The 13,162-nt window shown below is 55.3% G+C and carries 17 protein-coding genes; 5 read left to right on the top strand and 12 right to left on the bottom strand.

The genetic code is table 11. The annotated features are described in order from the left end of the window. Positions 1 to 215: 215 nt before the first annotated feature. The 6 genes from DEU53_RS10720 to DEU53_RS10745 all read right to left on the bottom strand — a co-directional run bounded on the left by DEU53_RS10720 (position 216) and on the right by DEU53_RS10745 (position 5,612). Positions 216 to 992: an ABC transporter ATP-binding protein gene (locus DEU53_RS10720; RefSeq protein WP_064741357.1), complete on the bottom strand. Its 777-nt coding sequence runs from the start codon at positions 990 to 992 to the stop codon at positions 216 to 218. After that, a complete protein-coding gene (locus DEU53_RS10725; protein WP_061719022.1) occupies positions 989 to 1,675 on the bottom strand; it encodes an ABC transporter permease in 687 nt (228 codons plus the stop codon). The genes DEU53_RS10720 and DEU53_RS10725 overlap by 4 nt, the downstream gene beginning before the upstream one ends. Positions 1,676 to 1,684: 9 nt before the next feature. Further along, entirely contained in the window at positions 1,685 to 2,404 is a 720-nt protein-coding gene (locus DEU53_RS10730; RefSeq protein WP_008109228.1) for an ABC transporter permease, read from the bottom strand. Positions 2,405 to 2,416: 12 nt separating this feature from the next. Then, entirely contained in the window at positions 2,417 to 3,265 is an 849-nt protein-coding gene (locus DEU53_RS10735; RefSeq protein WP_199559703.1) for a transporter substrate-binding domain-containing protein, read from the bottom strand. Between the two features lie 16 nt (positions 3,266 to 3,281). Further along, the gene (locus DEU53_RS10740; RefSeq protein WP_110867032.1) at positions 3,282 to 4,472 is read right to left on the bottom strand and encodes a M20 family metallopeptidase; all 1,191 of its coding nucleotides are present in this window, start codon (positions 4,470 to 4,472) and stop codon (positions 3,282 to 3,284) included. A gap of 249 nt (positions 4,473 to 4,721) precedes the next feature. Beyond that, positions 4,722 to 5,612, bottom strand: coding sequence for a LysR substrate-binding domain-containing protein (locus DEU53_RS10745; RefSeq protein WP_110867033.1), 891 nt, complete (start codon positions 5,610 to 5,612; stop codon positions 4,722 to 4,724). Positions 5,613 to 5,717: 105 nt separating this feature from the next. Here DEU53_RS10745 and DEU53_RS10750 point away from each other — a divergent pair, with 105 nt between their 5' ends. Together DEU53_RS10750 and DEU53_RS23270 are read left to right on the top strand one after the other, a co-directional pair. Beyond that, positions 5,718 to 6,422, top strand: a complete 705-nt coding sequence (locus tag DEU53_RS10750; RefSeq protein ID WP_110867237.1) for an SDR family oxidoreductase — start codon at positions 5,718 to 5,720, stop codon at positions 6,420 to 6,422. A 204-nt stretch (positions 6,423 to 6,626) separates the two neighbouring features. Next, a complete protein-coding gene (locus DEU53_RS23270) occupies positions 6,627 to 6,758 on the top strand; it encodes a hypothetical protein (RefSeq protein ID WP_255421535.1) in 132 nt (43 codons plus the stop codon). A 1-nt stretch (position 6,759) separates the two neighbouring features. On the opposite strand, the gene DEU53_RS10755 is transcribed toward DEU53_RS23270, so the two are convergent. Then, positions 6,760 to 7,692, bottom strand: a complete 933-nt coding sequence (locus DEU53_RS10755; RefSeq protein WP_110867034.1) for an AraC family transcriptional regulator — start codon at positions 7,690 to 7,692, stop codon at positions 6,760 to 6,762. A 159-nt stretch (positions 7,693 to 7,851) separates the two neighbouring features. On the opposite strand from DEU53_RS10755, the gene DEU53_RS10760 reads away from it, so the two are divergent. Next, positions 7,852 to 8,583: an SDR family oxidoreductase gene (locus DEU53_RS10760; RefSeq protein WP_110867035.1), complete on the top strand. Its 732-nt coding sequence runs from the start codon at positions 7,852 to 7,854 to the stop codon at positions 8,581 to 8,583. Positions 8,584 to 8,625: 42 nt separating this feature from the next. Here DEU53_RS10760 and DEU53_RS10765 read toward each other — a convergent pair whose 3' ends face one another. Genes DEU53_RS10765 through DEU53_RS10775 form a run of 3 tightly spaced genes read right to left on the bottom strand, consistent with a single transcriptional unit; the run spans position 8,626 to position 10,847 of the window. After that, a complete protein-coding gene (locus tag DEU53_RS10765) occupies positions 8,626 to 9,315 on the bottom strand; it encodes a DJ-1/PfpI family protein (RefSeq protein ID WP_110867036.1) in 690 nt (229 codons plus the stop codon). A 49-nt stretch (positions 9,316 to 9,364) separates the two neighbouring features. Continuing rightward, a complete protein-coding gene (gene corA / locus DEU53_RS10770; protein WP_110867238.1) occupies positions 9,365 to 10,333 on the bottom strand; it encodes a magnesium/cobalt transporter CorA in 969 nt (322 codons plus the stop codon). 43 nt (positions 10,334 to 10,376) lie between these two features. Then, the gene (locus tag DEU53_RS10775; protein WP_110867037.1) at positions 10,377 to 10,847 is read right to left on the bottom strand and encodes a GNAT family N-acetyltransferase; all 471 of its coding nucleotides are present in this window, start codon (positions 10,845 to 10,847) and stop codon (positions 10,377 to 10,379) included. A gap of 93 nt (positions 10,848 to 10,940) precedes the next feature. Between DEU53_RS10775 and DEU53_RS10780 the strand changes: the two genes are divergently transcribed. Further along, complete coding sequence (locus DEU53_RS10780) at positions 10,941 to 11,483, top strand: GNAT family N-acetyltransferase (protein ID WP_101761150.1); 543 nt, start codon at positions 10,941 to 10,943, stop codon at positions 11,481 to 11,483. Here the strand turns inward: DEU53_RS10780 and DEU53_RS10785 are convergent. Then, the gene (locus tag DEU53_RS10785; RefSeq protein ID WP_008109204.1) at positions 11,465 to 11,785 is read right to left on the bottom strand and encodes an AzlD domain-containing protein; all 321 of its coding nucleotides are present in this window, start codon (positions 11,783 to 11,785) and stop codon (positions 11,465 to 11,467) included. The two genes, DEU53_RS10780 and DEU53_RS10785, sit on opposite strands and share 19 nt — an antisense overlap. Continuing rightward, positions 11,775 to 12,449, bottom strand: coding sequence for an AzlC family ABC transporter permease (locus DEU53_RS10790; RefSeq protein ID WP_110867038.1), 675 nt, complete (start codon positions 12,447 to 12,449; stop codon positions 11,775 to 11,777). The genes DEU53_RS10785 and DEU53_RS10790 overlap by 11 nt, the downstream gene beginning before the upstream one ends. A gap of 102 nt (positions 12,450 to 12,551) precedes the next feature. Between DEU53_RS10790 and DEU53_RS10795 the strand changes: the two genes are divergently transcribed. Continuing rightward, complete coding sequence (locus DEU53_RS10795; protein WP_061719009.1) at positions 12,552 to 13,100, top strand: helix-turn-helix domain-containing protein; 549 nt, start codon at positions 12,552 to 12,554, stop codon at positions 13,098 to 13,100. Positions 13,101 to 13,162 lie beyond the last annotated feature (62 nt).

Here is a 13,162-nt window from a genome sequence, read left to right on the forward strand (position 1 = left end):
TCAAACGTTTTAACCCGTGCCGTAGAGGGATTCAACGACTTTTCCCGGTCGTCGCGTGTTTTCAGAAGTGTGCCTGGCGCGTGGTTGCTGCTATCCGGACCACCCGTTGCTAGAGCAATGGCTTCAATTAGGAAGAAATTTAGGTAAAACATGAGACGCAGAAGAAATGCACCAGCTCACTCTCGTTGCTGGTGCGAAGGGAAATGAAACTGTTGTTAACTATTGCGCTGTAAGTGACTACTCACAAATGCGCGACAGCGCGCGGAGAGGGGATCGCTGAACACCTGCTGCGGCGAACCGGCTTCCTCAATCTTGCCCTGATGCAGGAACACCGCTTTGTTCGAGACATCGCGTGCAAAGCCCATTTCGTGTGTGACGATGATCATGGTGCGCCCCTCTTCCGCCAGGCTACGAATCACGCGCAACACTTCGCCTACCAGCTCAGGATCAAGCGCGGAGGTTGGCTCATCAAACAGAATGGCTTTCGGCTGCTGCGCCAGCGCACGGGCAATCGCCACGCGCTGTTGCTGACCACCCGAAAGCTGCGATGGCCACGCGTTACGCTTCTCGTACAATCCCACTTTTTGCAGCAGCGCTTCGGCCTCTTCAATCGCCTCTTTACTGCTGCGCTTCTGCACATGAATTGGCGCTTCGATGATGTTCTGCAGCACGGTTTTGTGTGGCCACAGGTTGAAACCCTGGAAGACAAAACCGAGCTGCATACGCATCAGCTTGATACGGCGCTGCTGCTCGCGGCTCAGCTTCTCATCGGGATTATCGATAGTGACCACTTCGTCACCCACCGCGATTTCCCCACCCTGCGGCACTTCTAAAAATGGAATGCAGCGCAATAAGGTACTTTTGCCAGAGCCGCTGGCACCAATCAGCGAAATCACGTCGCCATCCTGGGCCGTCAGGCTAATATCATGCAGCACTTCGTGCCCGCTATAACTTTTTCTGAGATGACTCAGGGCGATAGTGGGTTTACTCATGGACGTGCTCCAACGTGATAAGGGGACAAACGGCGCTCCAGCAGCGCCACCGCTTTACTCACCAGCACGGTCAGTAGCAGATAGATAATCGCCGCGCTGATAAACACCTCCAGCGCGCGGAAGGTCTCAGAGACGATTGAATCAGCGATGCCGGTCATCTCCATCAAACTGATGGTGCTGACCAGCGAGGTCGATTTGATCATCGAGATAATTTCATTGCTGTAAGCCGGTAATGCCTGACGCACCGCCAGCGGCAGCGTAATGCGGCGCAGCGTGGTGAAGCGCGACATGCCGCTCACTTTGGCGGCTTCCAGCGACTGCACGCTCACTGCGTTTAGCCCGCCGCGCAGAATCTCCGAGGTGTAAGCCGCATCGTTAAGAATTAATGCAATCAAACCGCACCAATAAGGATCGCGCAGCAGCGGCCACAGCACGCTTTCACGCACCGCCGGCAAGCTACCAAGGCCGTAATAGATCATGAAGATCTGAATCAGCAGCGGCGTGCCGCGAAACACCCAGACATAAAAGCGCGTAACGTAGCTACCAAAGCGGTTCTGCCGCAGTAGATTGAGCAGCAGCGCCAATACGCCGCCGCCTAACAGCGACAGCAGCGCCAGATTCAGCGTCAGCGGCAGGCCGCGCAGCAGTGCAGCTAAGGTGTGCTGCAGGAAAGTGACATCCATCGTGGCTCCTTACAACCGCGCGCGTTGTTGCCCGCGCATGGCCACTTTTTCCACATAGCGGAAAACAAAATCGGAACAGGTGGTGATGATCAGGTAGATCACCGCACCAACGCTGTAAAAGAAGAACGGCATTTGCGTCGAGTTGGAGGCGGTGGAGATCTGGTTCATGGTTTCCACCAAACCAGTGACCGAAACCAGCGCCGACTCCTTGATCACCGATTGCCACTGATTGCCCATGCCCGGCAGCGCGGTTTTCAGCGCCTGCGGCACAATCATGCGGCGGAACAGCATCAATCGGCCCATGCCCGTAACCGTTGCGGCTTCCAGCGTCCCTTTCGGGATTGCGTAGAACGCACCGCGGAACACGCTACTTTGATATGCGCCGGAGATCAGGCCGATGGCAATCGCGCCGGCGACAAAGCCATTCACGTCGAACGGACCTTGCAAGCCGAGACTTTCCCCGACAAACGACACCACCTGACGTCCACCAAAATAGAACAGGTAGATCACCAGCAGCTCCGGCACACCACGAAACAGCGTGATGTAGCCGTTGGCGAGCCGCTGCTGCCAGCGGCCGCCACCAATCTGCATCCAGCACAGCAGGCTGCCAAGGATTGCGCCCAGCAGCCATGCACATAATGAAACGGTGACGGTCACCGTGGCGGCGTTAAGCAACACGCCGCCCCAACCTTCGTCACCAAAACCTAAGATTTGCCAATCAATAGCCATAAGCGCCTGGAATTACTCTTTAGGTGCGACGTTTTCGCCGAACCACTTTTCAGACAGCTGCTTCAGCGTGCCATCTTTGATCATGGAATTTAACGCCGAATCCAGCGCCGCTTTCAGCTCCGGATTGTTTTTCTGAATCGCGATAGCGGAACCCTGGCCCAACACGCCGCCCGAGAAACCGTAACCGGTGCTGTTCACCGTATCGGCATGCTTTTTCACATAGGCATTCAGGTTAGTGCGTGATGCCATGACCGCATCAACGCGGCCATTCAGCAGATCGGCGAAGGTTTCCGGGCCGGCCTGATACGTGCGAATCGTCGCCACATCCGCCAGATATTTGTTGAGGAAGTCTGCCTGAATGGTAGCAACCTGCACCGCAATGGTTTTGCCTTTGAATTTGGCTTTCAGCGCATCGATAGATTTGGTCATCGCGGCTTCGTCATCCGCCAGCACCACTTCGCCATTGCCTGGCAAGGTATCAACCGCGCTGCCCTTCAGGGTGACGAAACCTGAAACACTGACGGTGTACTGGCGGGAGAAATCTACCACTTCTTCACGCTTCGGCGTGACGGTCACGGCATCGATTACCGCGTCATATTTGCCATCGATTAAACCCGGAATCATACCGGACCATTTCTGTGCCACGATTTCGTATTTGAAACCGGCTCGTTTAGCGATTTCAGCCACCATATCCGGCTCATAACCGACGATTTTGCCGTTCGGCGTCGATTGGTTAAACGGCGGATAAGCGGCCTCAGTGGCGAATTTCAGCGTGCCAAAATCTTTTGCCTGCACCAGAGCAGAAGAGGCAAGCAGCAGCATGCCCACAGAAGCGGTAAACAGTCCTTTACGCATCATCATAAAACCTCGAAGTTCGTTATTTTGAGAGTAAATCAATGGCTAAACGGGCTAATGCCTGCGTGCCGGCATGGATACTGCGCTCGTCGGGTTGGTAATCCGAATTGTGCAGATGGTCGTCGCGTCCCGGTGCGCCGGATCCAATGTGGATCTGGCAACCTGGCGCGCGCTCGGTAAACAGCGAGAAATCTTCGGCACCAAAGCTGGCGCTCGGTTTGGCGATAATCGCTTTACCAAACTGATGCGACAAAATCGGTTCCAGCGCATCAATCAGCGCATCATCGTTCATCAACGGCGGTACGCCGCGCTGATAATTGACCTCAACGCGCACATTCAGCGACAGCGCGACGCCCGCGCAGATACGTTTGAACGCCTCTTCAATGTGCGCACGCGCCGCCGGTGATTTGGCGCGCACTGTGCCCTGAATCAGGCAGCTATCGGAAATAATGTTGTGAGTGGTGCCGCCATGAATATGGCCGATGGTCAGCACCGCTGAATTGGCGGGATCGAGTTCGCGCGAAATAATGGTTTGCAGCTGGCTCACCAGATTGACGGCAGCAATGATCGGATCGGTTCCCATGTGCGGACGGGCCGCGTGCGTTGATTTACCGTGCACTACCACATCAAACTCATCGCTGGAAGCGGTGCTGGCGCCGCGCGTTAGGCCGATTTCACCGGCGGCCAGTTCCGGTTTGTTGTGCAGCGTGATGGCCAGATCGACGCCATCTGCGGCGCCATCAGCGATCATCGCTTCGGCCCCGCTATCGGGCGTCTCTTCTGCTGGCTGGAAAATCAAACGTAACGTGCCATGCAGCTGCGCGCGATAGTGCGGCACTATCGCCGCCACGCCGAGCATCGTCGCGGTGTGAATATCGTGGCCACAGGCGTGCATTTTGCCGGGATAGTGGCTGCTGAAAGGTAAGCCGGTTTGTTCGTGGATTGGCAACGCATCCATATCCGCGCGTAACAGCACGGTTTTACCGGGATGCGCGCCGACAATATCAACCATCACGCCACTTCTGCCAACGCCGGTTTGCGGCGTCAGACCCAGGCGCAGCAGTTCCTGCTCAACGATGTGTGCAGTGCGGACGGTGTCGAAACCCAGCTCCGGATGCGCGTGTATATCACGGCGGATGGCGATGAGATGCGCCTGCATGCTTTCACTTTTGGCGCTGATGTCCCTGGCTAAAACATCTTTATGATCGGTCATATGCAAAGATCTTTTTCAGGCGTAAACCTGGCCTTTATGGCATTTTTATTAAAATTGACTCCGTATTTATTCACAGCCCCCGGCAGAATGCAACGCGCAATCCGTTGCTTTACTTGCTGAATTTTCGCGATATTTTGCTAATTCACTGCCTTGACAGGATAAAACCCCATGTCTGCATCATTAAGCAGTTATAACATTCATGATCCTGCGTGGATCATCAGTTTTACTGATTTCGTTATTGAACAAATATCAGCCGCTAACCTGCGCTAAAAGCCAATCGCGCACCGCCATCACCGGCGCCTGCTGGCGCGGACGGCGCGGCCACACCAGATACCAACCGGCATCCAGGGTCATTTGCTGCGTAAACGCGGGCACCAACCGTCCGCTGGCGAGATCGTTCTGCACGAAATGCGGGCTGGTGAGCGCAATGCCCTGCCCGCTGATCGCCGCTTCCAGCGCCAGCGCGGTTTGATTGAAACGCAGGTGATGCTGATGATGCAGCGATAAATTCGGGAAGGTAAACGCGAGAAATGCAGGCCACAGATGGTGACCATCGTGCAACAAGGCGTAGCACTGAAAGTTGTCGCTCGCTGCCGGATCGCCAAGCTCGGCTAACAGCGCAGGACTCACCACCGCTAATACCGTTTGGCTAAACAGCAAAGTGGCATCAAGACCCGCGCCAAACGGTGGCCTGCCATAACGCACCGCTAAATCGACGCCTTCATGATGAAACTGCACCAGCCGCTCAGAAGCCAACACGCGCAGATCGATATCCGGCCATGCGGTGGTAAAGCCCGGTAAACGCGGCAGCATCCAGCGGCTGGCAAAGGTGGGTGTAACGCTCAGCGTTAAGCGATTCGGTTCTGGTCGCAGCGTGCGCGTGGCTTCATCGATCAATTCAAATGCCTGACGAATGCTGACCGCATAGCCCGCACCCGCGCCGGTCAGCGCCAGCGTGCGCGGCAATCGATCAAACAATTTCAGTCCAAGGCTGGCTTCCAGAGCACGAATTTGCTGCGCCACCGCGCCCTGTGTGACGCCTAACTCTTCCGCCGCCAGGCGAAAGTTAAGATGGCGCGTCACCGCTTCAAACACTTTCAACGCATTGAGCGGCGGTAGTTCGCTGAATCCCTGACTCATCCTGTAGTTTTCCTATCGTCAATTGGCAAACAGACTGACTCTCTGCTGCCAAAATTACCTTTTATACTGGTTTTAATCGATTTTTAATTAACAGGAAGATCAATGATGACAGTAGAAAAAGTTGCAATAATCGTCGCCGGTGGCAGCGGAATGGGAGCAGCAGCAGCTGAGAAACTGGCAAGCGATGGCTATAAAGTGGCAATCCTCTCCTCCTCCGGCAAAGGTGAAGCGCTGGCGGAGCGTCTGGGCGGTTTGGGCGTGACCGGTTCTAATCAGTCGGTAGCGGATCTGCAGAAGCTGGTGGATCAAACGCTGGCGCGCTGGGGCCGAATAGATGTGCTGGTGAACAGCGCCGGTCATGGTCCGCGCGCGCCGATTTTGGCGTTAACCGATGAGCAGTGGCAGCTTGGCATGGAAACCTATTTTTTAAATGTGGTACGCGCCACGCGTCTGGTCACGCCAATCATGCAGAAACAAGGCGGCGGCAGCATTATCAACATCTCCTCCGCGTGGACTTTTGAGCCAACCGATATGTTCCCGACCTCGGCGGTGTTCCGCGCCGGCCTGGCATCCTTCACCAAAATCTTTGCTGATGCCTACGCGGCCGATAACATCCGCATCAACAATGTGCTGCCTGGCTGGATCGACAGCTTGCCGAAAACCGATGAACGTCGGGATAGTGTGCCATTACAGCGTTACGGTACGTCTGAAGAAGTGGCGGCGACCATCGCCTTCCTGGCTTCGCCTGGCGCAGCCTATATTACCGCTCAGAATATTCGTGTTGATGGTGGCGTGACGCGCAACGTTTAGCGAGTAAATGCGTAGTGTTCAGCCGCTCAGGGATCAGCGCCCTGCGCGGCTTTTCTTTTATTTATGGTTTACATTCCAGACCAAAAACAAGACTGGTCTCGTCGATTTCATTACCTCATAAAAGACAGAATAGTCTGATTCGCTGACAGGGATTTCTTACTTCAGCCAACGAACTTTCTTCTTAAATTCTGATTTGAGGTCGCAATGCAATCGATTTTACGTTCACGTTTCTCTTCTTTTCTGACAGTTGAACGCCGTGTAGTTTGGCAAATGATGTTTACCGGCTGCGCGGTATTCTGGATTTTGATGGTCGTCGCCATCATGAGCATTCGCTAAGCTAATGCGCCTGTAATCGGCCGGACAGCTGCTCCGGCGGTAACAACTCAAACGCCCGCTTCATCTCCCGCGCCTCTTCTGCCGGACTGCGACCAAACAGCCTTTTGAACTCACGATTAAACTGCGAATCACTTTCATAGCCGACGCGCGCTGCGGCACCTGCGGCGGTAAGATTGTCGCGGATCATCATCAGACGCGCCTGATGCAATCGCAGCGATTTTAGATATTGAATCGGCGAGGTTTGCGTCACCGTTTTGAAATGCAGATGGAAGCGCGGCACGCTCATCCCGGCTTCATTCGCCAGATGCGGTACATCCAGCGGCTGACGCCAGTCGGCATGTATACGCTGCAAAGCCCGCGCGATACGACCAAAATGGCCTTGATAAGTTAACGCTGCACGCACCGCGCCACCCTGCTCGCCCATTAATACGCGAAAACAGATCTCTTCGACCCGCGCGGGTCCCAACACTTTGGCTTCAAGCGGATCGCTCAACGCTTCCAATAAACGCAGTGTGCTCTGCGCCAGGATTTCATTGATTGGTGTGGAGATGATGCCCGCCGGCGCAGCGGTTACCGCCGATTCACTGCTGGCCAGCTGTGCCACCAACCTCGCCACCGTGGCAACATCCAGACGAATCGCGATGCCCAGCAGCGGCTCTTCTGATGTGGCTTCCGTCTCGGCAGAAAACGGCAGCGGCACTGACAGCACCAGATAGTGCTGCGCATCATAGCGATACATCTTGTCGGCGAGGAAAGCTCGTTTTGATCCCTGGCAAATAATAATGATGCTCGGCTCATACAGTACCGGCGTGCGCGCCCACTGCCGATCGGCCCGCATAAAGCGCACGCTATCAAGCAGTGATTCGGTATAGCCTTCCTGACGCGCCAGCTGGCTTAGTAAAGCGCAGGTGCGCTGTTGCACGGATTGCGACATAAATAATTTCCACTGAGATATTCAGGCAAAGCATAGCCATCAAGCTGCTGTTTGCACAATACACGCGAGAGGATCAGGCAAAGATGCGCCACAATCCGGTCTGTTGCGCATTGCGTGATTTATCAACAATAGCCTCGTCAATTCAACGAGGAATGCATCATGAACACAGCGAAGAAAGTGATTATTTTGACAGGTGCCAGCAGCGGCATAGGCGAAGGCATTGCACGTTATCTGGCGCAGCAAGGCCATCAACTGGTGCTTGGCGCGCGCCGCACCGATCGTCTGCAAGCGTTAAGTGAAGCGCTGCGTTTTGGCGGCGCGAACGTGGATTATCTCGCCACCGACGTCACCCAACGCGCTGATATCCAGCAGCTGGCCGATTTTGCACGGGAAAAATATGGCCGTATTGATGTGATGATCAACAATGCCGGCGTCATGCCGCTGTCACCCATGAGTTCAATGAAAGTCGATGAATGGGACTTGATGCTCGACGTCAATATTCGCGGCGTGCTGTATGGCATTGCGGCGGTGCTGCCGACCATGCAAGCGCAGCAGTTTGGTCACATTATTAATATCGCCTCGGTTGGCGCGCTAACCGTTTCGCCGACCGCCGCCGTTTACTGCGCGACTAAATTCGCCGTACGCGCGATTTCCGATGGCCTGCGTCAGGAGTCGCAACATCTGCGGGTTACGGTGATCAATCCCGGCGTAGTCGAATCTGAACTGGCGGATAGCATCACCGATAGCACCGCGCGTGAAGCGATGAAAAGCTATCGCCAGATCGCGCTTCAGCCAGCAGCGATTGCCAAAGCGGTGAGTTGGGCCATCGATCAACCTGGCGAAGTGGATACCAGTGAAATCACCGTGCGCCCTACTGCCAGCGCACATTAAGCAGTAACAACCGTGGCGATTTCAGGCTGAAATCGCCAGCTTTCACTCCTCGCGCTTGAGCCGCGCAGCGGCACTTTCTGTCGCCGCACGCCGGCGAGCAATAAAATCCTGCATCTGGCTTTTTGCCTCGGCCAAACGTTGCGGCGAGGCGCTGCGCGGTGAACCTGAATGGAATGGCGGCGCCGGATCGTACTCCATCTGCAGCTGGATATTTTCTGCGATTTCACGTCCAAGCAGCTCTTCCGCTACGGTTAACGCAAAATCAATGCCCGAGGTGACGCCCGCGCCAGTGATGCGGTTGCGATCGCGCACCACACGTTCGGCTACCGGCGTGGCACCGAGCAAGCTCAGTTGATCAAGCGAACCCCAATGCGACGTCGCGCGATATCCCTGCAACAATCCCGCAGCACCTAACACCAGCGAACCGGTACACACTGAAGTTATCCACTTTGCGTTCTCCGCCATACGACGGACAAAATCCAGCGTTTCGTCATCGTCCATCAGCGCAATTTGTCCGGGACCGCCGGGAATGCAGATCAAATCGAGTTGTGGGCAATCGTTAAAAGTTACGGTGGGTACGATCGCCAGACCGCGATCCGACATCACCGGCTGGCGATCTTTCCAAATCAGATAATTGTTAGCGTTGGGCATGCGGGCAAACACTTCCCACGGACCGGTGAGATCGAGCTGCGTGAGGTTGGGGAACAGCAGCAGACCAATATTAAAGGACATCTTTCGCTCCAGATCGCAGGAAGTTGTAAAAAATGCAGGCATTCAGCGGTTAAAGCCAACCGGCCTTTTTCAGCCGCCACCACATCACGCAGCAGATAACAACAGTAATGCCCACCACGGCGGGATAGCCAAAGTGCGTGTGCAACTCCGGCATATCGGGGAAGTTCATGCCGTACATACTGAAAATGATGGTGGGTACAATCAGGATCGCCCCCCAACCGGCGAGCTTTTTGTTTACTTCGCTTTGCTGCACCGACACCAGCGCCAGATTCACCTGCATCGCGCTGGTGAGCATTTCGCGCATGTCTTCCGCATCGATCATCACGTGATGCGCGTGGTCCTGTACGTCACGCAGATAGGCGCGCAGATTTTTCGGGATGATATCTTCGTGGAAGCGCACCAGCTGCTGGCAGATTTCCGTCACCGGCAGCGCCGCATTGCGTAGCGCCAGCAGTTCACGGCGCAGGTGATAGACGTTTTGCAACGCGTCGCTGTTAAAACGCGTAGTAAACATGCCCTGTTCCAGCCCGCCAATGCGATCGTTAAGTGATTCGGTGATTTTGCTGTAGTTATCGACGATGAAATCGAGGATGCAATAGAGCGCATAACCCGGACCTTCACACAGTAATGCGTGGTTCTTTTCGGCTTTGGTGCGGATGTCGGCATAACCTTCCGATGAACCGTGACGCACGGTGATCAGGAAGTTTTTGCCAAGGAAGAAGTGGGTTTCGCCGAAGGTGATGCGCTGCAAATCGTCCATGTGCGCGGTTTTTACCACAATAAATACCGAATCGCCGTACTGCTCAATCTTTGGTCGCTGATGCGCTACCAGCGCATCTTCAATTGCCAGTTCGTGCAGGCTGAACTCCTGCTGCAGCGTCTGCATAAAGGCCGGTTCGGGTTGGTACAAACCCATCCAGACGAAGGATTTCTCTTCTTTTAATACTTCACTAATATCAGCGATGTCGACATGCTCTTCACGCTTACCGTGGCGATACGCTACGCAATTAATGACCATATTCGCGCCGTCCTTGTTGTTTTCACTTTTTTTCATTTTAGCCTTAAAGCTCGCGTACCATTTCGAAGCAGGGAAGATCGGCTTGCGCCAGCGCCGAGGGATAAAGCGTCTCACACACCACACGAAAACCGTGGCGCAGATAAAAGCCGCTCGCATTGGGCGTGGCGGCGAGCGTCAGTTTATCAAAACCCCGCTGACGCGCTTCATTGATGATTGCCTGCATGATGGCGCTGGCATAACCTTTGCCGTTGCAGGCGGGCAGCGTGAAGATCGCTTCAACGCTGCCGTTGTGTAAGTCAAGAAATCCGGTCGCGGCCATGCCATATTCAGCATCCTCAACCACATAAAACGGATGGCTTCTGACCGCCTCGAAATAGCCGGACGGTAACGCATCGGGTGTCCATGCACTGATAACATCAGCGGGATAAACGCCCCGGCAACCGTGGCGAATGGCAAGGTTGCGGATGCGCCACAACGTGGCCGCTTCATCACAGCGGGCTAAACGCGGTTTCATACGTTTTCCTCTATGCTAGTAATCCGTGGAGTATCACAGTAACAAAACTCATCAGGAAGATAACGCCGGTTCCGGCTACAAAAGGTTACGACAATGCAACTCACTTCATCACGTTTGTTTCTTCGTCCGGTTGAACCCACCGATGTTCAGCGCCTGTTTGCCATCTATGGCGATCCCGCTACCAATATGTTCAATCCGGCGGGTCCGTTTCCCGATTTAGCCTTTGCAGAGGAGGTGTTAAATCGCTGGCTGGCGCACTGGCAATCCTTTCCCTTTGGTAACTGGGCAATTTGCCTGCGGGAACAGCCGGATGAGGTTATCGGATTTGGTGGTTTATCGGTGCGCGAGTTTGCTGGCAAGCCGGTAAACAATCTTGGCTATCGTCTGGCGAAAGAGGCGTGGGGAAAAGGTTTCGCCACGGAGTTTGCACGAAGGGTTATCGCTTATGGCTTCGATGAATGCCAGCTTCCGGTTATTGATGCGGCGGTGCGTCAGGACCATATAGCATCACAGCAGGTACTGGAAAAGGCGGGACTGCGCTGTTACGGCCAGGTTCACGATGTCCCGGGCGCGCCCGCCAGTTTGGTATATGAATTACGCGCGCAAACCTGGCGCGATCAGGGCACGCCGAAGTAACGTAGCAACGCGGTCATTAGTGCGGCACCGATAATCACCAGGATTAGCGGTGTGCGCCGCCAGGCCAAAAACACCGCAAACAGCACGCCGGCGATGCGCGCCACGCCGGCAAAATGCGTGCCTTCAAACAGCGCGGTGGTAACGGCCACCGCCAGCAGCAAAACGGTGGCAGCATCGGATAGCATATTGCGTGCGCGATCCGACATCTGCATGCGGCTGCCCAGACGATAACCGGCGAAACGAATCGCATAAGTGCCTACCGCCAGCAGCGCGATGCCGCCAATGATCAGATTATTTTGCATTTTTACGCTCCCGCCAGCTCAGTAATCCCAGCAGTGAAAACAGCACCGGCATGCCCGCTGGCACAAACGGTGTCGCCAGCACAGACAGCGTGGTGCCGAGCGTAGCGGGGATCAGCGTACGACGCTGACGCAGCGCCGGGAATATCAGGGCAATCAGGATCGCTGGGAACACCGCATCCAGACCAATGGCCGATACGTCGGGAATAAAGCGCCCGATCACCGCACCGCCAATTACCGACAGCGGCCAGATGGTGAAAATACCTAATCCGCAAATCCAGTACGCGGCGCGACGTTGCGCCAGTTTTGGCTGGGAAATACCAAACACCACGCTTTCATCATTCATGATGTGGCATCCCAACAAACTGCGGCTGCCTTTACCAACCAGATCTTTCACCGCAATGCCAAACGGCAGATGACGCGCGTTGACCAGCAAACCCGCCGCCGCCGCCGTTAACGGACTGCCGCCGCCAGCCACGATGCCGATAAACAGGAATTCCGACGCGCCCGCCAGCACCAGCGTTGATAGTGCAATCGGCACCCACAGCGGAAACCCTTCCGCTGCCGCCAGCGAACCGTAAGAGAGCCCGACAATGCCGTCGGCAAGACAAACCAGGAAAATGGCTTTTATTACTCCGCGATCAAGCGGTACTGCACCCAGACGCATCACAATTTGATCTCATATCGAACAGGAAAGCCGTTATAATGAACGCGCAAGAATCGTTTTACAAGACGAACAAATCGTTCGATATAAAGAACAGGAGAGGGTTTGACCACGCCAATTGATATTATTGCTGTCGGATTACTGCGCGAACGTCAGCGCGCGGGGCTTTCACTGACAGAGGTGGCGCGTCGTGCCGGCATCGCCAAATCTACGCTGTCGCAGCTCGAAGCGGGCAATGGCAATCCCAGCCTTGAAACGTTGTGGGCGCTGTGTGTGGCGCTGAACATTCCTTTCGCGCGTTTGATGGAGCCGGAAGTGAAGCGATTGCAGGTAATTCGCCGTGGCGAAGGCATGATCGTCTCGGCGGAGATGGCGGATTATCAGGCAGCATTGCTGGCAAGTTGCCCGCCCGGCGGACGCCGCGATCTCTATCTGGTCACCAGCCAACCGGGCGCGCCGCGCGATTCAAAACCGCATCCGCCGGGCTCGGTGGAGCATGTGATTATCGCGCGTGGCCGGGCGCTGGTTGGGCCGCGCGATGCGCCGGTCGAACTGCATCCCGGCGACTACATTTGCTATCCCGCTGACGAACCGCATGTGTTCGAAGCCTTAGAGGCGGATACCATGGCGGTGCAGTTGTCGGAGCAGAATTGAGTGTCGGTGGGTCAGGTCGCCATAAATGGCGCCACTATGGAATTGCAGAGTGACCATCAGAA

Source organism: Pantoea sp. AG1095 (assembly GCF_003208415.1).
Taxonomy (GTDB): Bacteria; Pseudomonadota; Gammaproteobacteria; order Enterobacterales; family Enterobacteriaceae; genus Pantoea; species Pantoea leporis.